Source organism: Acidobacteriota bacterium, assembly GCA_003225175.1.
In the GTDB taxonomy this organism is placed as follows: Bacteria; Acidobacteriota; Terriglobia; order Terriglobales; family Acidobacteriaceae; genus Gp1-AA112.
In genome coordinates this window covers 197,681-221,139 of record QIBA01000030.1, presented here as the reverse complement: position 1 = coordinate 221,139, position 23,459 = coordinate 197,681, and the positions used below count along the sequence as shown (strand labels likewise).

Annotated in this window: 13 protein-coding genes, 1 tRNA gene and 1 pseudogene; 10 read left to right on the top strand and 5 right to left on the bottom strand. The window is 54.8% G+C overall.

Annotated elements, in window-relative coordinates; translation table 11 throughout:
- The first annotated feature begins 99 nt into the window (after window positions 1-99).
- Window positions 100-2,712: a DNA gyrase subunit A gene (locus tag DMG62_03160; protein PYY24571.1), complete on the top strand. Its 2,613-nt coding sequence runs from the start codon at window positions 100-102 to the stop codon at window positions 2,710-2,712.
- A gap of 200 nt (window positions 2,713-2,912) precedes the next feature.
- On the opposite strand, the gene DMG62_03155 is transcribed toward DMG62_03160, so the two are convergent.
- Window positions 2,913-6,857: a TonB-dependent receptor gene (locus tag DMG62_03155; protein PYY24570.1), complete on the bottom strand. Its 3,945-nt coding sequence runs from the start codon at window positions 6,855-6,857 to the stop codon at window positions 2,913-2,915.
- A 230-nt stretch (window positions 6,858-7,087) separates the two neighbouring features.
- On the opposite strand from DMG62_03155, the gene DMG62_03150 reads away from it, so the two are divergent.
- Complete coding sequence (locus DMG62_03150) at window positions 7,088-8,728, top strand: amidohydrolase (GenBank protein ID PYY24569.1); 1,641 nt, start codon at window positions 7,088-7,090, stop codon at window positions 8,726-8,728.
- Window positions 8,729-8,731: 3 nt separating this feature from the next.
- Here the strand turns inward: DMG62_03150 and DMG62_03145 are convergent, their stop codons facing one another.
- Window positions 8,732-9,811, bottom strand: a complete 1,080-nt coding sequence (locus DMG62_03145) for an MCE family protein (protein ID PYY24609.1) — start codon at window positions 9,809-9,811, stop codon at window positions 8,732-8,734.
- Between the two features lie 178 nt (window positions 9,812-9,989).
- On the opposite strand from DMG62_03145, the gene DMG62_03140 reads away from it, so the two are divergent.
- The 3 genes and pseudogenes from DMG62_03140 to DMG62_03130 all read left to right on the top strand — a co-directional run bounded on the left by DMG62_03140 (window position 9,990) and on the right by DMG62_03130 (window position 10,711).
- Window positions 9,990-10,066: transfer RNA gene (locus DMG62_03140), tRNA-Arg, on the top strand.
- A 153-nt stretch (window positions 10,067-10,219) separates the two neighbouring features.
- Window positions 10,220-10,423: pseudogene (locus DMG62_03135) on the top strand (imidazoleglycerol-phosphate synthase).
- Between the two features lie 27 nt (window positions 10,424-10,450).
- Window positions 10,451-10,711, top strand: a complete 261-nt coding sequence (locus DMG62_03130; protein ID PYY24608.1) for an antitoxin — start codon at window positions 10,451-10,453, stop codon at window positions 10,709-10,711.
- A gap of 743 nt (window positions 10,712-11,454) precedes the next feature.
- Here DMG62_03130 and DMG62_03125 read toward each other — a convergent pair.
- Complete coding sequence (locus DMG62_03125) at window positions 11,455-14,940, bottom strand: adenylyl cyclase (protein ID PYY24568.1); 3,486 nt, start codon at window positions 14,938-14,940, stop codon at window positions 11,455-11,457.
- Window positions 14,941-15,602: 662 nt separating this feature from the next.
- Here DMG62_03125 and DMG62_03120 point away from each other — a divergent pair.
- Window positions 15,603-16,352 carry a class II aldolase family protein gene (locus DMG62_03120; protein PYY24607.1) on the top strand — a complete coding sequence of 250 codons (750 nt, stop codon included), beginning with the start codon at window positions 15,603-15,605 and terminating at the stop codon, window positions 16,350-16,352.
- A 234-nt stretch (window positions 16,353-16,586) separates the two neighbouring features.
- On the opposite strand, the gene DMG62_03115 is transcribed toward DMG62_03120, so the two are convergent.
- Window positions 16,587-16,850: a hypothetical protein gene (locus DMG62_03115; protein ID PYY24567.1), complete on the bottom strand. Its 264-nt coding sequence runs from the start codon at window positions 16,848-16,850 to the stop codon at window positions 16,587-16,589.
- Between the two features lie 48 nt (window positions 16,851-16,898).
- On the bottom strand, window positions 16,899-18,728 hold the full coding sequence (locus DMG62_03110; GenBank protein ID PYY24566.1) for a phosphoenolpyruvate carboxykinase (GTP): 1,830 nt from the start codon (window positions 18,726-18,728) through the stop codon (window positions 16,899-16,901).
- 162 nt (window positions 18,729-18,890) lie between these two features.
- Between DMG62_03110 and DMG62_03105 the strand changes: the two genes are divergently transcribed.
- From DMG62_03105 to glmM, 4 genes are all read left to right on the top strand, one after another.
- The gene (locus DMG62_03105; GenBank protein PYY24565.1) at window positions 18,891-20,282 is read left to right on the top strand and encodes a hypothetical protein; all 1,392 of its coding nucleotides are present in this window, start codon (window positions 18,891-18,893) and stop codon (window positions 20,280-20,282) included.
- A gap of 176 nt (window positions 20,283-20,458) precedes the next feature.
- Entirely contained in the window at window positions 20,459-20,671 is a 213-nt protein-coding gene (locus tag DMG62_03100; protein PYY24564.1) for a hypothetical protein, read from the top strand.
- A 92-nt stretch (window positions 20,672-20,763) separates the two neighbouring features.
- Window positions 20,764-21,780, top strand: a complete 1,017-nt coding sequence (locus tag DMG62_03095; protein ID PYY24606.1) for a Holliday junction branch migration DNA helicase RuvB — start codon at window positions 20,764-20,766, stop codon at window positions 21,778-21,780.
- A gap of 245 nt (window positions 21,781-22,025) precedes the next feature.
- Window positions 22,026-23,384: a phosphoglucosamine mutase gene (gene glmM, locus DMG62_03090; protein PYY24563.1), complete on the top strand. Its 1,359-nt coding sequence runs from the start codon at window positions 22,026-22,028 to the stop codon at window positions 23,382-23,384.
- Window positions 23,385-23,459 lie beyond the last annotated feature (75 nt).

The window sequence follows — 23,459 nt, the reverse complement described above, 5'->3', positions numbered from 1 at the left end:
TGCTCCACCCACTTCTGTCTTAAAGCCCGAGTAGCTATATAAGCTCAGCGCAAAAAAGGAGCCAGCAGTTAGCCCAATAGTTAGCTGCTTTTGCCACGAATGGCTGACGAACAGAACCCCCAACTTCCCCTAACACCTCCTGGCGGTGAGCCGCCGCAAGGACCAGGCGCAGCCAACATTATTCCTATCAACGTGGAAGAGGAGATGCGCCGGTCGTATCTCGATTACTCCATGTCGGTGATCATCGGGCGCGCATTGCCCGACGTCCGCGATGGACTCAAGCCTGTGCATCGTCGTGTGCTCTATGCCATGAACGAGATGGGCCTTCAGCACAACAAGAAGTACACGAAGTGCGCCAAGGTCGTTGGACAGGCGATGGGCCAATACCATCCGCACGGCGATACCGCCATCTATGACACCCTGGTTCGTCTTGCCCAGGACTTCTCGTTGCGTTATCCACTGATAGATGGCCAGGGAAACTTTGGATCAGTCGATGGCGATCCTCCGGCGGCGATGCGTTACACCGAGTGCCGCTTGCGAAAGATCGCCGGCGAAATACTCTCCGACATCGACAAGGAGACGGTCGATTTCGTTCCTAACTACGACGAATCCACCATTGAGCCCACGGTTCTTCCTACACGCATTCCTAACCTGCTGATCAACGGTTCGAACGGAATTGCGGTGGGAATGGCGACAAACATCCCGCCGCACAATCTCACCGAGATCGTCAATGCAACGATCACTCTGGTTCAGACTCCGCAAACCACGCTGAAAGAAATTCTGAAGATCGTAAAAGGGCCAGACTTTCCCACCGGCGGTTTTATCTATGGCCGCAGCGGAATCGAGCAGGCGTACACGAATGGGCGTGGTCGCTTCACAGTTCGCGCAAAGGCAGCCATCGAGAACCTGGCCCAGGGACGTCAGGCAATCATCGTTACAGAGATTCCATACCAGGTAAATAAGGCATCGCTCATTAAGCGCATCGCCGAGCTCGTAAACAACAAAGCAATTGACGACATCTCTGACGTGCGCGACGAATCCGATCGCGACGGCATGCGCATTGTAATCGAACTCAAGCGCGGCGCAGAATCTCAAATCGTCCTCAACCAGCTCTACAAGCACACCTCGATGCAAGAGAGCTTCAGCATGATCTTCCTGGCGGTGGTCAACAACCAGCCACGCGAAATGGGCCTGGTGCAGGCGATCCAGCACTTCATCGATCACCGCGTCGATGTTGTGCGCCGCAGAACCGCGTACTTGGTGGCCCGCGCACGGGAACGCGAGCACATCCTCGAAGGCTACAAGATCGCGCTCGACGATCTCGACCAAGTCATAAAACTCATTCGCGGATCGGCATCGCGCTCCGATGCTCGCGAAGCCCTGCTTGCCGCAAACTTTAAGGTCACCGACAAGCAGATTCACTCAACTGGCAAGCTGAGCGGACGTCAGGCGGACGCCATTCTCGATCTGCAACTCTACCGGCTGACGCGGCTCTCGACGGACGAAATCTTCAACGAGCTCGCCGAAATTCGCGAGCGCATCGCTGAGTACGAGAGCATTCTGGCGTCGGAAAAGAAGCTGCGTAACGTGATCGTGAAGGAACTCGAAGAGATCAAGAAGGAATACGGCGACGAGCGCCGCACGACGATTACCGACGAGGGTGTCGAGATCACGCTTGAAGACTTGGTGGCCGATGAACAGGTGGCGGTCACCGTCTCTCACTCCGGTTATCTCAAGCGGACTGCGCTTTCAACCTATCGGCAGCAGCGCCGTGGCGGCATGGGTCGCAAAGGCATGAGCACACGGGAAGAGGACTTCGTCGAGCAATTGCTCATCGCGTCCACGCACGCTTACTTGCTTATCTTCACGAGCGCCGGCCGCGTGTACTGGCTCAAAGTATACGAGATTCCCGATGTGGGACCCGCCGGCAAGGGCAAAGCCATTGCCAGCCTGATCTCGCTGCAACCCGGCGAGAAGGTCCGCGCGATCCTTAACGTGCGCGATCTCGAAGAAGAGAACAAGTATGTGTTCTTCGCGACGGCCAAAGCCACCGTAAAGAAGACTCCTCTCAAGGACTTCTCCAATGTCATGTCACGCGGCATCATTGCCATCGGTATCGAGAAGGATGACGAGCTGGTCGCCGCCCGGATTACTGATGGCAACAGGATCGTGTTTCTCGCCTCCCATGATGGTATGGCGATTCGCTTCGAAGAGGCCGATGTGCGTTCGATGGGCCGTCCCGCGTATGGAGTTCGCGGCATGGATCTGCATAACAAGGATTACATCGTCGGCATGGCCGTTACCGATCCTGCCGAAGCCAAGAAGCCCGCGGAAAAGAAAGAAAGCGGCGCTGAGGGCGAGCATAAGCCGGCGCCATCGCTGATTTTGTCAGTGACAGAAAACGGATACGGCAAACGCACCGACGCCGAAGAGTACCGGCTGATATCGCGAGGCGGCAAAGGCGTCATCAACGTCAAGACCACGGAACGCAACGGTAAGGTGACGGCGATCATGCAGGTGGAAGAGGATTCCGAATGCATGCTCATTAGCCAATACGGCAAGATCATCCGGCTCCCGAATAGCCAGATCCGCGAAACCGGACGTAACGCGCAAGGCGTACGCCTGCTGCACCTCGATCCCGGCGATCGCGTGGCTGCTGCAGTGGTAATTCCTCCAGAAGAGAAGAACGAAAACGGGACATTGCTGCAGTAAAAGCTGGGGAGCTCTTAAGCTGCCAAGCGAAACAAAAAGGCCTCGAATTTCGAGGCTGTCACGAACCTCGAATTTCTTCTTTCGAAACCGCAACAGGTTGTGCTCCGACAACGGCGAAAAACACAACCTGTGACTTGAATTTTGAGTCTCGTAATAGCGTTATTTCGCAAGGCCTTTTGTTTTTGGCTTAAAAGCCTCCTTCAGAAATTCAACTTCAATCCTAACTGCAGCACGCGCATTGGCTCACCCACAGGATTAACCGTTTGTGCGCTTGCAACGGCTGCGGTGGCGCAGCAGGTTTGACCGAAGACCGAGCTGGTCACCGTCGGCGATCCGCTGGTCGCATTGCGAGGATTCTCGAAGTTCGGATGGTTCAGAACATTGAACGCCTCTGCGCGGAACTGCAAGTTGAAGCGCTCTGTGATTTTGAAGTCCTTCAGCAAACCCGAATCCAGATTCCAGTAGTTGGGACCTTGCACAGAATTACGTCCGCTGCCGTTCTGCCCCGCTGGTGGAATGCAGAAATAAGTTTGCGTTCCAGTGACCTGCTGGCAGTTGAGGTGTGGATCCTTGAGCGGTGCGGTAATGAATCCACCCGTCTGATACATCACCGGTCCAATCGCTCCCGGCACGTTGTACTGCAGCTCTCCGCCGACAATCTTAGGACCGACGATGAGCGCGGTGCTGTTGTGTGTTGCGTTGGAAGTACGGGCTCCACTGCTTACCGTGTAGGGCTCTCCGCTCTGGTAGAGAAAGATTCCTGTGGTGGTCCATCCACCTATGACCATATTCAGCCAGCCCGGCATTCCCGACGCAAATCGCCTGCCTCTGCCGATTGGGAGTTCGTACAACATGTTCGAGAGGAACACGTGCTTGTTGTTGAAGTCGGAAAGGGAGCGATCGAGAAGGAAATTGTGAATGTCTGTTGGCGTGCGGCTGAAGCTGGTGCTGCTCAGGCCGCCTCCAGTAGATGCTGCCGTGGGGTCCACAGACATATCGTCGATCGATTTGCTGTAGGTATAAGAGAAACCGAAATCCAGGCCCTGCTCGAATCTGCGTCGGGCAGTGATAAATAGTCCGTTGTAGTACGAGTCCCCGCCCGAGTCCTGAAAGAAGATTTGGTTGAACTGCGCGTTCGGGCGGAAATAGTTGAGCGGCAGCGCCTTCCGTGAGGTACTGGTCACGGCGAGGCTATCCATGCGTGCTGCAAGATTACCAATGTTACCGCGTGTAAAGTCAGTCTTTGACGTGCTGCTGGTGAGGAAACTATTCGAAACGAGTTGCAGCAGCAGCGTCGGAGCTTGACCACATCCTCCCGACCCATCAGCCGAGCAACCGGCCAATACATTGGCACGTGCGATGTTGAAGGAAGCCAGGAACCCAGGCTGACTGATCGAACCCTGATTCAAATCGTAAGCGCGATATAGGTGGGTTCCGCGCTTGCCGATGTAGCCGATTTCGCTAACGAAATGCATTGGGAGTTCCCGCTGCATTGTCAAACTCCACTCGTGTACTGCTGGGCTCTTCATGTTGGGATCGAATGCGCCCACATTGGGAGCCGTAGACAGGGGTTGTGCAGCAGATGTTAGTGCTACTGAGGGAGTAGCAATAGGAAGCGGGACGCCGACCGGGAAGCCTTGCGAGATTCTGTTCGAAGTTCCCGCCGGGGTGGAGCAGCCAGGAGTCGTAGCGGTCGTCGCACCATCATTTGTCGTCGTACAACCAAGCAGAAATCCAGGCACCTTACCGGCCATGGCCGTTACCTGGAAGGTCGAGAGAACGTCGAACAATAATGCATAGCCTGCGCGCACCGCGGTTTTCTGATCAGGCGACCATGCGATACCAACCCGCGGACCCAGAGCCGTCGTATTGTTGTTCTTAAACCACCGATCTCCCTTGGTGAAAGTTACAGGTCCTTGCGATCCATCGGGGAATACGTTGGGAACCAGAGTAGAAATGGCATCATATGGCGCTGGATTGAACTCCCAGCGCAGGCCGGCATTCAGAGTGAAGTCGGGCCGAAACTTCCACTCGTCCTGAATATAGGAATCGTATTGGTGGGCGCGCGTGTAAACCGTCGCGTAGCGTGGATTTCCGTACGTGTTGGTATTGAAGTTTGCGTAGTAGCTCTGCGTAATCGAGTAAGGGATACCTGCGAGCTCCATGATCGCCTGTTGAAGCCGTGTGATATCCGATGAATTTGGCGCGGTCTGCGGATCGTTCACAGGCAGTCCGGTGTTCGGATCAATCACCGTTAATGTGCCCGGAATGTTCGCGAAGCCACTTGAGCGTTGGTTAGCGTCAAAGAAGACCGCGGGCACCAGAGCATTGCTGCCGAAGAATCCGCGGCTGTCGTTGTGGATATAGAAGCGGAAATTCATTCCAGCACGGAAGGTATGCGCCCCGCGGCTCCACGTCACATTGTCGATGAACTGCGGCGCGGTAACCGCGCGCTGGGTATGCGGCGAGATGCAGTTTGGGAAGTTGATGTTGAGTGAAGTGGCGAACAGGCAAGTGTCGGACCACGGTGGAACCTTGCTCGGGTCTCCAAAGTTCTTGTTCGACTCGCCAAAAGTAAAGTTGAAGGCGAACCGATTGAATCCCATCGTGAATTCGTTTACTAGAGTGGGAGAGAATGTGTGACGATAACTGATCGCCAGGTTCTTGCCTTGACGGTTAACTTCGCCGAGCGGCGGAAATCCCGGATACACGCGGGGCCGCGCGTTCACGAAATCCCCTTCCTGCGTATTGAAATGATTTTGTAGGTAGCGCACGAAGATGTTGTTGCTCTCGTTAAACGTGTGGTCGATCCGCACCATGTAATGAGGCCCGGTGAATTTAGTAGGCGGGTTCCAGCTGAAACCTGCGAGGTTTAAGCCGTCGGCCGAGTTGCAGTTGGTACATCCTGCAGTACCTAAGCCACCAAAGGTGTTCGGCAGCGGGAGACTGTTGATAACCCCGGTTACTGCTGGATCAGCCCCTATTCCCTTTGGATCATTGCCGGCGCCGAAGATATTAAAGCTGTCGACACAGTTCCTAAAGCTGTTGGCTGAGCTGCAAGTCGGGACTCCGGGAAGCAGGTTGCCGTTGCCGTCCACTAACGCTTGATCATTTCTGCTGAAGCTTTTGCCATTAGCGGTGACGGTGCCGCGCACGAACCGGTAAGTGCCATTTCTCATCAATTGCGTGTATACGAGCGGAACTCCTACAAAAACTGAGGTAATAGGGGCACTCTGCTTGATCTCATTTCCCTGGAAGCTGCCGAAGAAGAAGGTTTTGTTCTTGATGACCGGGCCACCCACGTCAAATCCGTACTGATTGAGTTTCAAATCGGGTCTAGGCAGCTTGTTAAAGTTATTGAACCACTCGTTCGCATTGAAAGCCGCATTGCGGTTGAAGTAGTACACGGCGCCGTGCACTTCGTTGGTGCCGCCTTTGGTTGCGACCATGACATTGGCCCCGCTATTGCGTCCATTTTCGGCAGTGGCGCCGAGCGTGATGGTTCGGAACTCCTGGACGTTGTCAGGATTGAGACGTTGGATGTTGCTTTGCGGGTTCGGCACCGTGGATTCGTTTGCGTCAATTCCATCCACAGTCACATTGTGGGAACGATCGCGAGAACCGAAGACGTGCGTGCCGGAACCTGCTCCGTTGAACGTCCGCTGCACAACTCCGGGCTCCAAAGTGAGCAACGCAAGCGGATTGCGGCCATTGAGTGGCAGGTTCTTCACCTGATTTTCGGTGACCACATCGCTAATCGCGGCGCTCGCCGTTTCAATTCGCTGATAAGAGGATTCGACCTGTACGACTTGTGTCGCGCCACCAACTTCGAGAGTCGCGTTCAAGGTGAGCGGCTGTCCTACCGAGAGCACATTGTGCTGACTGCTAAAGGTGCCGAAGCCTTCATGCGCTACAGTGACTGTGTATTGCCCAGGAGTCAGATACGGAACAGCATAGTTTCCCGAACTGCTGGTCTTTACTTCATGGCTGATCCCAGTGTCTTCATTCGTGACTTTTATGGAAGCATCGGGAACCACGGCACCGGTCTTGTCCGTAATTGTTCCTTCAATGCGGGATGTGCTGACCTGTGCCCAGGAGGCGCTCAGCAGCAATACAACCAACATGCCTGATATGCGCGATCTCATTGTCTTAGCCTCGGGAATTTGCGGGACTCAACTTGTGCTATCAATACTTCCTGAGCTTCTCCGCGAAATTTGTTTTTCGGGCTGGAATTGTTTATTTACGGGATCATCGTTGTCAATGCGTTATAGCCGTGGTGGGACATTCTGCTGCTTCTCAGGGAACAATCGAGATCAACAATCGTCCAAGAGCGTGCTTCTGGTACCATCCGCACGAACGGAAGCGTCGCCGGTTTATGACAGAAGATTTCTTGCGCGTTCTCATCAGCTTGGGTGTCTTGTTCTTCGGCTCCGGGATGATGCTGACTGATGTGCCGGCCAGACCTGCGTCTCAGAACGTCGATCTACTCATCAGACATGGCAAACTGATCGACGGTTCGGGCGGTCCGCCGCGAGTCGGCGATCTTGGCATCCGTGGCGATCGAATCGTCTTCATCGGCGACGCTGCGAAGGATGGAATAACCGCCGCACGTTTCATCGATGCGTCTGGACTCGACGTCGCGCCGGGCTTCATCCATCCGCACACGCATACCTTGGACGACCTCACGAGCGCTCAACGCCACGTCAACATTGCTTATCTCATGCAGGGTGTGACCACCGTCATTACCGGCAACGACGGATCCAGTCCGCTGCCGATTGGGAGCGCTCTGCAGAGGTGGGATCAGCAAGGGATTGGAACCAACGCTGCACTTCTCGTCGGGATGTGTTCCGTTCGGCGACAGGTGATGGGCATGGCTGACGCAGTTCCAACTGCAGCGCAGCTCGAGGAGATGAAACAGCGTGTGGCGCAAGGCATGAATGGTGGAGGCTTTGGCATGTCGGCCGGGCTCTTTTATGCGCCATGCAGCTTTGCCGCTACTGAAGAGGTGATTGAACTTGCGAAGGTCGCGGCAGAGAAGCACGGATATTACGACACTCACATGCGCGACGAGAGCTCGTACTCGATCGGGCTCCTTGGTTCAATTCGGGAAACGATTCGGATCGGCCGTGAGGCGAAGCTTCCAGTTCATATATCGCATATCAAGGCTCTAGGAACCGATGTCTGGGGACAGAGCGCGGAAGCCATTCGCATCATTCGTGCAGCGAAAGCGGAAGGGATCGATGTGACCGCAGATCAGTACCCCTATAGCGCCTCGGGCACGAGCCTGGTTCCGGCGCTGGTTCCGCGCTGGGCCGAAGCTGGCGGCCGCGAGCAGATGCTCAGGCGCTTTGACGATCCCGGCACCCGCCCCCGCTTGCTCACGGAGATGGAGCAGAATCTCAAGCGCCGGGGCGGCGCCCAGTCACTCTTGATCACCGCATCGGCAGATTCGCGAGCCACAGGCAAGAACCTGCAGCAGATCGCCGATGAGCGGCATGAAGCTCCGCTTAGCGCAGCCATAGAGCTGATCGAGGCGGGCTCTAATGATGTCGCTTCATTCAACATGAGCGAGGCCGACATTGAGAACTTCATGAAGCAGGAGTTTGTGACGACCGGCTCCGATGGGTCGCCGGGACATCCACGCAAATTCGGCACATTCCCAAGAAAGATTCGCGAGTACGTACTGAAGAGAAAAGTTGTGAGTCTCCCATTTGCGATTCGCTCTAGCAGCACGCTTACTGCGGAGTCCCTCGGTATCGAAGAGCGCGGAGCTCTGCGCGTCGGCTACTTCGCGGACGTAATTGTCTTCGACGAACGCACAATCGCCGATCAGGCTACTTACGACAAGCCCGAGCTGCTCGCAACGGGCATGCGGTATGTACTCGTCAACGGAAAACTTGCAGTTGAAGATGGCAAGTACAACGGTTCTTTGGCGGGCAAGGCCCTGCGGAAAGCAAACCTAAGCTCCGAAACCCAAGAGGGGTTGGCTTCGAAACCCAGGAGCAGAGCAGCTTAGAAGCTAAAACACTTTGAAGTGAATCGTTAGATACCTCTTGGGATTCTCGCGAATCGCCTTCACCAGGTGCCGACTCTCGACGAGCATTTGGTCGGCATTGTTGTAGAGTGCAGGATCTTTGAACATCAGGCCGACGCTGCCTTCGCCGGCTTCCAGACGGGTTGAGAGTCGTTCCACGTTGGTAGTAATGCGATCGATCTTTTGGGCGTACTCGTGATCTTTAGCGAGCTTACCCAGAGTGCCTCGACCCGCGTCGATGTCGACCATTAGATCTTTCAACTTTGCCGCCGTCTCATTCAGGTTGTTATATAGCTGCTCGTCCTTGAGGATCTTGCCCAAGTTCCCCTTTCCGGAATTTACGTCGTCCACCATCTTATTCAATTTGGTCACCGAATCGTTGATCTTGTCGTAAAGCTCTTCGGAATACAGGAGCTTGCCTATGCTGCCCTTGCCTTGGCTTATCTGATTCGTCAGCCGCTGCAGCTCGGCGATTGTGGCATTGGCGCGGTTGTAGAGCTCGGGATCGTTAATGATCTTACCCACGGAGCCCCTCCCATTTTGGATCGCGGCCACAATGTCATCCACGCGGTTAAGGATTACATTCAATTTCTCGATCGTGCCTTGGCTGGCCTTGAGAACATCCTGCAGGGCGGGGGTTTCGGTGGTTCGCAGCTCATCGTTGTCCTTTACAGGTGCCCCTGTGGCGTGGGAACTGTCGATATCGACAAACGTGGCGCCGAGGACGCCTTGCGTCGCGAGCGTGCCGCGAGAGTCTTTGCGCACGTCTTCCGCCCTGTCAGCGCTCACCTTCATGATGACTTCTACAGGAGTTAACTTCCGATCCTTGGCAGTCGTGATATGGATCTCGGCCACGTTGCCGATATCAACGCCCGCCACCCTTACAGGAGCTCCCTTTACCAGGCCGGCAGCGTTCTCAAAGTAGGAGCGCAGATGCACCTTTCGACTGAAAGGGCTAACGGTACCGCTCATGAAGAAGATCAGAACGAAGAGGGTGACCGTAGCAACCAGGACCGTAACTCCGACACGTAGCTGCGACCACTTCACCTGCTGCTGGCTGGGCACCGATCCTCCCGCGGAGAGCTGGATAACTCCCTGCTGCTGTTGGGAATAGACCCTCGAATATAGCAAACCAAGCTGAGGCAGTCAGCAACTACACAGCGAGCGGCGAGGGGAGTACCTCGATGTGCTGAAGCAGAACACTGAGAAGTACGGCGGAAACCACGCTACAATGACTCTCAGCGCGCCCTTAGCTCAGTTGGATAGAGCGGCTGGCTTCGAACCAGTAGGTCGGGAGTTCGAATCTCTCAGGGCGCGCCAGTGCTTCCCCGTTCCTGCATCAAGCCACTTACGGCAGAACCTTCTCCTACTTCAGAACTCCTGCACTAGCATGCGTACCGAGCTTGATATGTTTCTGCTGACCCTGCTCTGGAACCCAAATCTTATGACTCCGGCGGTTGATAAACTGAAGACATGAACCGCGTGCCTCTGGACTCGTCGTGTATTGCGTCGATCGGCTATGATCCGAAAAGGCGTGAACTCGAGATTGAATTTCTGGAACACCGAGACGTGTATCGCTACATCGATGTGCCGCCGGAGGAATACGCCGCCTTCATGGCTTCTGAGTCCAAAGGAGCTTATCTGAATGAAGTATTCAAGCCAAGAAATTATCACTATGATGTCGTCCGCCAAGAGAAGGAAGTTATGACAAGCACAGAACGTATTACAGAACGTATTGAGGTCAATCCCGAAATCATGCTTGGCAAACCAGTGATTCGCGGGACGCGAGTCCCAGTTGAACTCATTCTCCGGAAGTTGAGCGAAGGTGCCACAGAGGCTGATCTGCTCGACGCCCATCCGAACCTTTCTCGCGCTGATATTCAAGCCGCTATTCGATATGCGGCTGACACCCTCGCACACCAAGAAGTCGTATTTCTCTCTGGATCTCGCTCAACTCGGGAATAGTGCGTGCGCTTCCTGGCTGACGAGAGCTGCGACTTCGCGGTGGTTAGAGCATTGCGTGGTGCTGGCCATGATGTAAGCGCCGTTACGGAACTTAGTCCTGCGGCAAAAGATGATGCCCTCTCAGGATTTACCACAGTATGGCGGCACGCCAGTATGGAGGCCGCCGGGAACAACGTCGTAAGCGTGAGCTCGAAGAATGAGGTCACGGGAGCTACACAGATTACGCCGTGACCCACGATCCTACGGGTAAGCTGGTGCCTGCCGCCAAAGCGAAGAACCTGAACTCGCTTTGCTGGTGTTCCCGGCTTGCATTCAGGTGATCTACATCTGGATGGTGTACAGGCCGATCACGGCATATCTGGCAGAGGCTTCCCGGCAAAAATTCATTACACATCGCTTTCCGTTCCGTATCATATCGGGAATGGGGTATCCGGAGGCTTGTTGCCACTCATCGGTCTGTGGAGCTGTGCTGCCGCCCAGAATATTTATGCCCGCCGATGCTATTCGATGACGGTGGCGGGGTACTGTTGTAGTGGGATCGTTGCTGCTGAACGAGACTAAGCATGTGCTGATTTGGGACGAGGTTGCTCTGTAGCAAGTGGCGGTAACACTCCATAGAACGTGCGAAGAGTCAAGTTGACCCAATAATTCGGAAGTTCGTCCTCTGAGGAAGGCCAGCTTTCCGAATCTTCAAAAAAGGGCTCCTCATCCAGGAAGAGCCCTGACTGGTTTCGGTTTTTAGTCTAGAAGTTCAACTTCAGTCCAAGCTGCATGATTCGGGGATCACGAGCACTCGTAACCTGTCCGAATATCGCACTGCCGAACTGAGTATTCACGGCATTAAAGTTGGTGTGGTTAAAGGCATTAAACGTTTCCCAACGGAACTGAAGATTGCCGGTTTCCCAAAGCTTGAAGTTCTTGAACAAACTCAGGTCCCAACGTTGGTAACCTGGAGCAATAATCGAACCTTTCCGAGTGTTGCCCGGTGCGCCGGGAGTCGTATTCGGCACGAACGCACTGGTGTTAAACCATTGCAGCAGTTTGTGTGGAGCACCCGCATTTGGGTCGCCGACCTGGTTAGGCACGACGATGCATGGCGAACTACCGAGACAACCCTGACCTGCGAAGTCGACACTCGCGCTGCCACCGGTTGGAATGTTATTGCGTGGTGTGATCGGAATGCCAGAGTTAGCCGAAACGATTCCCGATAGTTCCCATCCACCGAGCACGCGACCAAACAATCCTTGTTGTGTGCGCCAGAAGGGCAGGTTGTATACGAAGTCGGCAGTAAACACCTGGCGCCGATCGAGCGCAGTAGGCCCGTACTCCGCTCGTATGTTGTAGGTGTTTTGCGGAGCTGTATGTGCGACTCCCGAATTGGAACTCGTGCTGTATCCTCCCGGCGTGGTCGGATCTATGTCTCCTAAGCCATGCGACCAGGTGTAGTTTGCTCGAATGAGAGATCCTTCTTTCCAAGTTTTGGAAATGCTGGTCTGCAAGGAGTTGTAGTTCGAGTTGAAAATGTCGACAAAGTAGCTGATTGGACCATAGCCCGGAAAGGGACGAATCGCGTTCAAACGATTTGTCGCGGTTCCAGAGGTAACCGGCGGGGTTATTCCTAACTGAGCAATGTAAGCGCCCGGTTGCGGCTGATTGAGGTCGAGGAATCCGGGAAGGTGAGTGCCTTTGGAGGCGTAGTAACCAATATCCAGAAGAATATCGCCCGGATACTGATGTTGCATATCAAGGCTCCACTGGCTTACGTACGGAGTCTTGAAAGGCAGGCCGATACCTCGGAGAGTCTTAGGAACTGCGCTGATCGAGGGCGCTCCCGAAGCGGGATTGTCGAACGAAGTCGATGGAATGGTGATGCTTTGTACAAATGGCGGATTCGAGAAGATGTTCAACTCGTAATTTCCAAACGCGATGAAATCGTGGGAGATGCCGAATCCGCTACGAATCGAGGTCTTGCCATCACCCCAAGGATCCCAAGCGAAGCCAATCCGCGGCTCAAACGCGGTGTTATCGTCCCCGGCAACCTTGTCGCCAAACTGAGAATTCTTCCCTCCGATGATGATGCCGTTGAGTGGATCCCCTTTAGTGGGGTTTCCGCTTGAATCCACTAGGATGAAACCCGTGGTGGGATCAATCAGAGGCGCTTTAGTAGGATCCCAGTGGCTCGGATCGAAATTGTCCAGTTCGCCTTTAGCATCAATCGGCTGCCGGTACTGTACATAGCGTACTCCGAGGTTCACCGTAAGATTCGAGCGCAACCGATATTCATCCTGCGCGTATGCCTCAATTTGATTCGCGCGGATGTCGGGAGTGAGGTCGGCCGAGGCTTGGGTGAAATTGGAAGCTCGCCCCATCAGGAAGTTGGCCCACTGCTGCGCAGCCCGCCGATTTGCAGCCTCAGCACTAGAAGTGCCCGCTGGAATGATCGCCCCGCTGGTGTCGAAGGTGAATGTTGAGGCATTGTTGCCGCCGTTGTTCTCAGTTTTTTGATAGTGATGGTAGGTCACGCCCAACTTCAGCGTGTGGCCCCCCAGGACCTTGGTTATATTCCCGAACGCCGTGTGATTGCGGTTGTAATCGCGGTAAGGACCGAAACCGCCAACTCCAGAGAACGGCCCGGAAGTGGCGAAGGCGATCGTTGGAAGCCGCTGCAGCGTCGGCGTGAAAGGCAGCGTTGGCTTAATGTCAGGCGAGTTTGCTGGGTTGATAGTCCCAAGAATGTCGCTCTCAATTGCGCCGTAGGAGAAGCTGTAGCCAGCTTCCAGCAGCAGCGTGGGAGAGAAGGATACGTTGCCCCGACCTGCCCATGTTGTCCCTGGAGAAAGGGTTTTACTGTTCGCCACGCCCGGAATGAAACTGTTAGGGCCGAAGAGACCAAACGGCTCTTCCGTGGGAATGCTGTCGTGCATATAACGACCGAAGAGGTTTACGCGGGGACCGAACACCTGGTCAATGCGTGCGAAGTCCTGCCGATTGTTAAAAACATTGCGAAAGCCGGTTAACTGCGCTGAATGGGTCACCAAGTTCTGCGGATCGGGCGCCTTGCTCCAGATGTCCTTCACATACTCTGCTGCCAGCGGACTGATGCTCGTAACCTGGGTGCTCTGTGTTCCGGTACAGGTCCCACTGGAACTCACTGTGCCGGTGCAGACAGGGAATTGCATTTGGCCCAGTTTCTCAGCCGAAGTCGGCAGAAAAGCCTGCTGCGTCACATAAGTGATAACCCGGCGAAATTCCTCAGATACGAAGAAGAAGGTCTTGTTGTGCTCGGTGTTGTACACCTTAGGGAGGAACACTGGGCCGCCGATGGTAAAGCCAAAATCGTTGTAGCGCAGCACTGGCGGAATATTCGGGCGCCCGGAACTTACTTGTGCCATTTTGCTGAAAAAGGTATTTGCATTCAGTGCATCGTTCCGAACGAACTCATAGGCACTTGCGTGAAAGCGGCTTCCCCCTGACCGGGTGGCCACATTGACTTGTCCTCCACCAGCCCGGCCGAATTCTGCGTTATATTCGCCGCGGAGTATTTTGAATTCGGCGATTGCGTCAACGCTCGGATAGTTGAGCAAAGTCAGATTCGCCCCGCGATCTACGTTATCCGCACCATCGACCGTCCAGTTGTTCATCGTTGTGCGCGCGCCGTTGATAGAGAAGTCCGCGCGGTTCACAGTCCCAAATGGGTTCGTGGTGCCAATGTAGAGCTGATCGCCCGCTCCGTTGCTTACCCCCGGCTGAAGTACGACGAGTTGCTCAAATACTCTGTTATTGAGCGATAGTTCGCGAACCTCCGTTCCCGAAATCAGACCAGCTGCGGCCTGATTTTGCAGTTCAACCTGCTGGCCCGAAGCTTCAACCGTGACTTGTTGGGTCGTCTGGCCCACCTGCAGGGTTGGATTAAGCGTGTACCGATCATGAAGATGAAGTTCAATATCCTTTTGCGTGAAGCGTTGGAATCCAGCGGCTTCGACAGTGACGCTGTAGCGACCGATAGGGAGGTAAGTAGCCGAGAAGTCGCCGTTTGAACTTGTAGTCACCGTCTTCATGACGGCGTTTTTGTCAGTGTTGGTGACTGTAACCGTGGCGTTGGGAACAACCGCGCCGCTTTGGTCCTTCACGATACCAGAGATGTTCCCAGTGACTTCTTGCGCCATGCTGATGTCGGCCAGCAAAGTACACAGCGCAAGTAAGATTACCAAACGACATAGCATTCTCATTAGTGCCTCCCAATCGAAATAGAGCCCTCGCGCTCAACCGTCTTGCGAGATTCAAGCGTCGAATGCTATTTGCAAGCGATTGCAGTTGTCAAACCGCAATGAACTCTAAGCCTTGTGTTCTCAACGGGTAAAGCGACATCCGCGTGGAATCCACGTCTCTTGACGGCTAGACTGGCTTCCGCCGGGGTTGCATATTGCTTTGTTAGGTGACGCCACGGATGACTCGACTTGCGCGGTCGCATTACACTACTTGTAGTGAGTTGCCGGGCCAAACTGCTATTGCTGAGCGTAGTCCTTGTGGCGATTTTGTACGTCTTAATCTCCCCTCTTCCGGAACTGGCCGCCACAAAACTGCTCAAGTTTACTGTCTTCCCATTCATTCTGGTTGTCGTGATTCTCTTATCCCCAACCGATAGTTCTCGACTACTCGGATTGTTGGGTGACGCCAGTACCTCCGATTGCCACATTCTGGTGGCGCAAAGTTGCGTGATGCTCTGCTAAGCTGTCACGCATCCCAGTTCCTAACCGGTTGATTTTTCATTATATTGTTCTGCTTTGGAAGCGGACCAGAAGTTTGGGCTGAAGGTGGTTGGGAGGTCCTGATGGGGCACTGGAAAGAGATCATGCTGAGGGGAGCAGTGATTCCTCTGCAGCAGATGGCGATGTTCCGCGAGCAGGTGGCTGTCCTCCGCGGCTCGCTGAGCAGTGAAGACCGCGCGCGGCACGAGCTGGTTCGCTTCGGCGCTCTGCTGCACGAGAACAGATTCGTCGCTGCCACCGATGGCAATCTTTCGGTTCGGCTGGAGCAGGGCCGCGTCATGATCACCCCGTCCGGCTTCAGCAAGGGGATGATGCAGCCGGAGGACATGGTCGTCGTCGATCTCGCCGGAGGAAAGCTGCAGGGCACTCACAATGCCTCGAGCGAAGTTGAGATGCATTTGGCCATCTATCAGGAACGGCGCGACGTGGATGCGGTTGTTCACGCTCATCCGTGCACTGCAACCGCCTTCGCCTGCAACGGAATTTCGCTAGAAGAACCCATTTGTGCTGAGGTCGTAATGACGCTCGGCAAAGTTCCTCTCGCTCCGTATGCCACGACCGGCACGCCGGAGCTGACCCGCAGCATTCGTCCATTTATCCGCGATCATCAAGCCATTCTGCTGGCCAATCATGGGGTCGTCACGTACGGTGAAGACCTACTTACGGCGTATTTGCGCATGGAGGCGGTGGAGCACTTTGCTAAGGTAACGTTGGCAGCCCGCCAGATCGGCGCTCCGCAGGTGCTGAATCCCGTGCAGTTGGAGGCGCTGGAACATGCGCGCAGAAAGTACGTTGATCGTCGTCCCACAAAGTTTGAGCGCCCCGCCTTGGCGCTAGAGACACTTTGGCCTCAGCTCGCCAGGAGGAATTAACAGAGTGCTGGGCTGTGAAAGATCAGGCACATAGTGAGCGCCTCGTCGGAAAAAATTCACTGCTCATTCACTGTTATTCACCGTTCCTAAAACAGCGTTTTTCGAATGTTGGGCGGAATTCGATAACCTTCGCGTGATGCCAGAAAAATTCGCCGTTAACTTCACTATTCTTCGCGAACTCTCGCCCTGAGAGTAATGTCTCGCCTTGGTGAAGAAAAACGCAGCCGAACGAAATCAGGATTCTGCAAGGACAGCGATCAGCCTGTCTGACTTCCCAATATAACTCTTCCTTCGAAACCAATCCTCCATCGCATTGCGCAGAGAATCGAGTGGAACCCGCGCTCCTATTTCCATCACTCCATCAGAAACCGGCAGGGTGTCGTCAAAGGCAGCGTCATTCGTGAAATTACGCATGGAGAAGCTGTCGAGCCATTTGAGCTCGCATGGCTTTCGCTGGCCATTACTCTCGTACTCAACTCGAATTCGGCGGGAGAACATGAAATAAGAATTCCCAGTACGAATTGAAAAACCGAGCCCGCCTCGAGTTCACAATCGGCAGATCAGCAGCTCTCTCTCATAGACCATTTCGGGAGGAAGATGAGAGTGCAGCAGGATGAACAGCTCTTCGTGGCCGATCACCTCAGATTTCCATGCATTGCGATCGACCGCCTGCAGCTCTTCGAATTTTTCGCGGGGGAAATTCAGAGCGCGCCATTCGATGTCTTCGTAGCGCGGCACCCAGCCGATGGGAGTCTCGCGGCCAACCACACGTCCATGCACGCGATCGACGATCCACTTCAGCACCCGCATGTTCTCGCGGTATCCCGGCCAGAGAAAGTTTCCATTCTGGTCTTTGCGGAACCAGTTCACGTGGAAGATCCGCGGGGTCGCGCTGAGGTGCCGCTGCATCTTGAGCCAGTGGCGGAAGTAATCGCCCATGTGATATCCGCAGAACGGGAGCATAGCCATGGGATCTCGGCGAACTTTGCCGATTGTGCCGGCTGCCGCAGCCGTCATCTCCGATCCCATCGTGGCGCCGACATAGACTCCGGCGCTCCAATTGAAAGCCTGATAGACGAGCGGCATAACTGTGGCCCGACGGCCGCCGAAGATGAAGGCACTGATCGGCACGCCTTGCGGGTCTTCCCATAATGGATCGATTGTCGGACACTGCGATGCCGGCGCTGTGAAACGCGCATTCGGGTGGGCTGCCTTCGCGCCGGTTTGCTTGGCGATCTCCGGAGTCCAGCGATTCCCCTGCCAGTCCAGACACTCGGCGGGCGGCTCTTTCGTCATACCTTCCCACCAAACTCCGCCATCCGGCGTGAGCGCGACGTTGGTGAAGATGGTGTTGCGCGACAGCGTCGCCATCGCATTGGGATTCGTCTCCCAGGAAGTTCCGGGAGCTACGCCGAAGAATCCCGCTTCGGGATTGATAGCGCGCAGCTGACCTTTTTCGTCAGGGCGAATCCAGGCAATGTCATCGCCTACCGTCCAAACCTTCCAGCCCTCGAAGCCCTTAGGCGGGACCAGCATGGCGAAATTCGTCTTTCCGCAGGCGCTGGGGAAAGCCGCGGCTACGTAGGTCTTCTCTCCCTGCGGAGACTCCACGCCCAGGATGAGCATGTGCTCGGCCATCCAGCCTTCGTCGCGCGCGATGGTCGATGCGATGCGAAGAGCAAAGCACTTCTTTCCCAGCAGAGCGTTTCCGCCATATCCGGAGCCGAACGACCAAATCTCGCGGCTCTCGGGAAAATGCACGATGTATTTTTCTTTGTTGCAGGGCCAGGGAACATCTTTCTGTCCAGGCGCCAATGGCACGCCAACGCTGTGCATGCACGGAACCACGCGCTTTACGTCCTTATCGATCTCGCGGAAGACAGGCAGCCCGATGCGCGTCATGATGCGCATACTCACCACGACATAAGGCGAATCGGTAAGCTGGACACCGATCTGTGACATCGGCGAATCAATCGGTCCCATGCAGAATGGCAGGACGAACATGGTCCGCCCACGCATGCAGCCGTCGAACAAACCCTTCAGTTTTCGCCGCATGGAGAAAGGCTCTTCCCAGTTGTTAGTCGGACCGGCGCCGTCTTTTGCAAACGAGCTAATGAAGGTGCGATCCTCAACACGCGCGACATCACTGGCGTCAGACCGGGCGTAATAGCAGCCAGGCCAGAGCTTCTCGTTCAGCTTTATGAAGGTCTCATTCTCGACCAACCGCGAGCAAAGCTGTTCGTATTCCTCGTGGGAGCCATCTACCCAGTGGATGTGCATAGGGTGGGTCAGCTCCGCCATTTTCTCTACCCAGCGAACTAAATGTTTGTTGGTGGTTAAAGGCTGCGTTCGGTCGATCGTCTGAGCTATAGCCATGTCGTGATAACTTCCTGAACCTTACGATTATAAATAGATAGATGAATGTGGCATCCGAGTGGCTCCACAGGGGCGGAGCTGTGTCAAACGCAGATCGGGGAGAGCCGGGTCTGCCGGAGTCCCGCGGGCATCTAATCGGTAAACCTCGTGTTCTCTGAATATATGGGTCCCAATGCTCGACCGCGCGCGATGATGACTCCCTGTTCTCCACGGCCGTGCCGCATCGTGTTGCTGGCGTTTTTGTTGATAACCGCTTCTTTCCCTCAGACGCGGGAGCAGGAAGATGGACCTCTTGATCCGTCTTTGCCCGAGGGAGTCACGGTTCGCGACATCATCAGCCGCTTCGCAGGCAAGGAGGAGATTTATAAGCAAGCCCGCGAGCACTATACCTACCGCCAAGTCGTTAGGATGCAAACTCTCGACGACAGAGGCTTTCCCGATGGTGAGTATGATGACACCTTCGATGTGACCTTCAACGATCAGGGCGAGAGGGTGACGAAGCAGGTTTCACAGCCGCGGGACACACTCAAACGCATTCGCGTGACGTCGGAAGACATCGACGACATCCGCAATCGACTACCCTTCGTGCTGACAACCGACGAAATTCCGGATTACAACATCAGGTACCGCGGGCAACAGAACACGAGCGGCACGCACGCCTACGTCTTCGACATCTCGCCCAAAGCGATGGAGGAAAGCAGGCGCTACTTCGAGGGACGGATCTGGGTTGATTCAAACCAGTACCAAATCGTTAAAAGTGCAGGAAAGGCGGTTCCCGACATCTACAACCAGAATGGAGAGAATCTCTTTCCGAGCTTCACGACCTATCGTGAGCTAGTCGATGGTAAATACTGGTTTCCGTCTTACACGAAGTCGAACGACTATTTACACTTCAGCACGGACTCGATCCACGTGATTGAGACGGTTGATTACATCAACTACAAGCGCTTCGGCGCGGAGTCGCGCATCATTTTCGATGGAAAGCAAGTAGGTTCGGATGAGCCGCAGCAACCGCCCGATCACGGTGGAGGCACAAACCAACAACAGGCTGGGCAGCCGCAGTATCCTGAACAGAATCGTCATCCGCAGAATAGTGCTCCGTCAACGAATCCTCAACCTGCTGCTCCGGTGCAACCTTCGCGTTTGCCACAACAGCCTGTGAATCCACCTCCTCAGCCGGCGCAATATATACAGCAGTCGTTGATGTCGTTGGAGCAAGAAATTTCGGAAGTCATCAACAAGAAAGAAGTCTCAATCCTGAATCGCATCCTGACGGACGACTACCATCTCATCAGCGCTAACGGCGATTCGGAAAGCAAGTTCGATTTTCTCAGCGACGTTCAGAAGGGCCGCGCCGGAACATTTGGGAAGCCTGAGAACATGCAGATCCAGGTGAATGGTGATCGAGCCATTGTGACCGGCGAGCGCGAGGAATCGATTCCAGTTAATAGCAGCAGAGTACAAACGGCGCGCGTCCATTTCACCGACACGTTTGTTCGCCGCGCGGGCGAGTGGTTCCTGATCCAAACAAAAGAGGCGGCAGCTCGGAAATAGGGAAGCAGAAGGCGGATCCGGGCGCCGCCCTCCGGATTTTGATTTGTTTTCCCCCGCTACCTCCTTAGAATTCTCTGGGTGATTTGACCTTCAGGAAACTCAGGCAAACACCCGGGGCGGGGGCGCTGTAATTCCCGTATATCCTGCAGAGAGTCAAAGGCATTTAAGATTCCATCATGGAACGCTGGGAACAGTACGAGATTTGGAAGCCAATCCCGGGATCGGCTCGATGGGAGTTGGTTGCAGCATTCCGGGATTTCGATGTTGCGTCAGCAGTTGCCAGAGAGCGTGGCCAGAGTTTTCGGCTCGTCCATGCAGTCTACGATGGCAACAAGTTGGCTGAGCATCATGTGATAGTGGAGATCGGCCGTTCTCGACAGACCGCCTAGCGAAAAATTGGTTCGGCTCCATTCTTCCAATTGCGTCATCAGAAATTTCGCTTTACTATCGCCCCTAAATGCCCCCCGCAAAGACCACAGAGATGCGCGAGCGAGTCGTCTCAGCCGGAATGGTGGACGACGATGCATCATTTGAACTCAAGCTTCGGCCACGAAGACTTCAGGAATTCATCGGACAAAAGAAGGTCAAGGACAATCTCGCGGTTGCCATCCAAGCCGCAAAGTCGCGCGGCGAAGCCCTCGATCACGTTCTGTTGTACGGTCCTCCCGGATTAGGAAAGACCACTCTGGCGACCATCATCGCCAACGAGATGGGCGTTGATTATCAGCAGACGTCGGGTCCGGTGCTGCAGATTAAGGGTGATCTCACTGCCATTCTCACCAACGTTCGTGAAAAGCAGATTCTCTTCTTCGACGAAGTACACCGTCTGCAGCCCGCGCTGGAAGAGCTCCTGTACTCAGCGCTCGAGGACTACAAGCTCGACATCATCGTCGGCCAGGGTCCGTCGGCGCGCACGCATACACTGGACGTAAAGCCGTTCACGTTCGTCGCTGCTACTACCCGAGCCGGACTGCTGTCGGCGCCATTACGTTCACGATTCGGCATAGTACTGCGCCTCGAGTTTTATTCAGACGAGGATCTGAGAATCATCGTCACGCGGTCGGCCGAGATTCTCGATGTTTCCATAGATACTGAAGGCGCACTTGAGATCGCGAGTCGCGCACGGGGCACACCGCGTATTGCGAATCGACTCTTGCGCAGATGTCGCGATTACGCTCAAGTGCGTGGGGCGGGTCACATTGATCGACCTACCGCGCAAGCCGCGCTCCAGATGCTTGAGGTGGACAAGCATGGCTTTGACGAGATGGATCGCCGGCTGATGCTTGCAATCATTGAGAAGTATCAAGGCGGTCCCGTCGGCTTGAATACGCTCGCTGCCGCCCTGGCCGAGGAAGCTGATGCCATCGAAGACATCTACGAACCGTTCCTGATCCAAATTGGATTCCTCGATCGTACGCCGCGTGGTCGTGTCGCCACGCAATTGGCGTATGACCATTTCGGGATAGTCGCGCCGCGCAGACAAGCGGGACTGTTTTAATCACAGAGATTTCTCAATTATGTGGTTCCGCCGCCCTCGGCCGGTACAAGCCTGAAGAAACCAAGCGGTCGTGTGATTCCAACCGCCCAATCTCAAGAAACTTACAAAAAATCAGGAGATGCGGCCCATTTGCCTCACGAAAACGCATAGAGATCATCGCCCTTGTGCCGGCCGAGGGCGCCGGAACCACGTTGTGTCGACGCACGTTGCCTCTGATTTTCCTGCTAGACTTTTCATTCGTTTGAATGAGCAGAAAACTCTTTGGTACTGATGGAATTCGCGGAGTTGCGGGCGAATATCCACTCGACGGCAGCACTGTCTTCGCTATTGGTCGAGCGCTGGGAGATCATCTTTCCTACGGCCGTCGGCGACCACAGGTCGTAATTGGACAAGACACGCGAGAATCAAGCGGATGGATAGCAGATGCCGTCGCGGTAGGATTAGCCTCCGCGCCGGCCGAGATCTCTTCTGCAGGAGTGATCACTACTCCTGGCATCGCTTTTCTCACTCGTGAACTCGGTTTCGATGCCGGAGTTGTCATTTCTGCCTCACACAATCCCTGGATTGACAATGGAATCAAGGTATTCGGCAGCGATGGATACAAGCTATCTGACGAAATTGAGCTTTCCATCGAGAAGGAGATTTTCAGACTCATCGAAAACGGAGGCGCGCTGGAAACTCCTCCAGAGGTCGTTCCGACTTTGCCGGGAGATCACGAGCTGCGGGAACATTACGAGAACTGGCTGAAATCTCGCGTGCCAGCGCCAAAGGTTCGCGGAAAGATAATCATCGACTGTGCAAACGGCGCTGCAAGCGCCTGCGCCCCGGAACTGTTTGCCATGCTTGGACTCGAAACCGAGTTCATTCACTACGAGCCGAACGGCAGGAACATCAATGATCACTGCGGCGCCCTCTATCCGCAAGTGGTAGCCGAAAGGGTGAAGAAGCGCGGAGCGATCATGGGCATAACTTTCGACGGTGATGCCGACCGAGCTCTGTTTGCCGATCGTCACGGAAACGTAGTGAATGGCGACGCGGTGCTGCTGATTGCTTCTCGCGATCTTCAATGTCGTAACGAACTCGAAGCAGGTCTGATAGTGGCGACGACGATGTCCAATATGGGACTAGAAGCCGCACTCAAGCGTTCCGGCATTCGCATGGTGCGAGCGCCGGTTGGCGACAAATATGTGCTGGACGAAATGCGAAAGAACGGTGCGGTTCTCGGGGGAGAACAATCGGGACACATTATTTTTTCCCGAGTTGCTACGACTGGCGATGGACTTCTGACTGCGTTAGCCGTGCTCGACATCGTTTCGCGCACGGAAAAACAACTCGATGCGCTTGTCGCTGACCTGAAAGTTTTTCCCCAGCTCATCAAGAACGTGCGCGTTCGCGAAAAGCAGCCGCTGGAACAAATCGCCGCAGTTAAGTCGGCGATCCGCGACGCTGAGAATGACTTGAATGGCAATGGGAGAGTCGTGGTGCGCTACTCTGGAACCGAGCCGCTGGCGCGAGTGATGATCGAGGCCGAATCTGAGGAGAAGATGCACAAGCACATCGACGCAATCGCTGGCGCTATTCAAGGAGCAATCGGTGTAATTTGACGATAATCTCAGTGATTGCTCTGACGCACTGTAAGTGCAACAAAATACAATGAACATGCGGGGTTCAGAAGATTT

Excerpts from the sequence above, each read along its gene's own strand:
- DMG62_03155 (PYY24570.1), bottom strand. The coding sequence starts at position 6,857 with ATGAGATCGCGCATATCAGGCATGTTGGTTGTATTGCTGCTGAGCGCC.
- DMG62_03160 (PYY24571.1), top strand. The coding sequence starts at position 100 with ATGGCTGACGAACAGAACCCCCAACTTCCCCTAACACCTCCTGGCGGT.
- DMG62_03125 (PYY24568.1), bottom strand. The coding sequence starts at position 14,940 with ATGAGAATGCTATGTCGTTTGGTAATCTTACTTGCGCTGTGTACTTTG.
- DMG62_03110 (PYY24566.1), bottom strand. The coding sequence starts at position 18,728 with ATGGCTATAGCTCAGACGATCGACCGAACGCAGCCTTTAACCACCAAC.
- DMG62_03150 (PYY24569.1), top strand. The coding sequence starts at position 7,088 with ATGACAGAAGATTTCTTGCGCGTTCTCATCAGCTTGGGTGTCTTGTTC.
- DMG62_03130 (PYY24608.1), top strand. The coding sequence starts at position 10,451 with ATGACAAGCACAGAACGTATTACAGAACGTATTGAGGTCAATCCCGAA.
- DMG62_03095 (PYY24606.1), top strand. The coding sequence starts at position 20,764 with ATGCGCGAGCGAGTCGTCTCAGCCGGAATGGTGGACGACGATGCATCA.
- DMG62_03105 (PYY24565.1), top strand. The coding sequence starts at position 18,891 with ATGGGTCCCAATGCTCGACCGCGCGCGATGATGACTCCCTGTTCTCCA.
- glmM (PYY24563.1), top strand. The coding sequence starts at position 22,026 with ATGAGCAGAAAACTCTTTGGTACTGATGGAATTCGCGGAGTTGCGGGC.
- DMG62_03115 (PYY24567.1), bottom strand. The coding sequence starts at position 16,850 with ATGTTCTCCCGCCGAATTCGAGTTGAGTACGAGAGTAATGGCCAGCGA.
- DMG62_03100 (PYY24564.1), top strand. The coding sequence starts at position 20,459 with ATGGAACGCTGGGAACAGTACGAGATTTGGAAGCCAATCCCGGGATCG.
- DMG62_03120 (PYY24607.1), top strand. The coding sequence starts at position 15,603 with ATGTTCCGCGAGCAGGTGGCTGTCCTCCGCGGCTCGCTGAGCAGTGAA.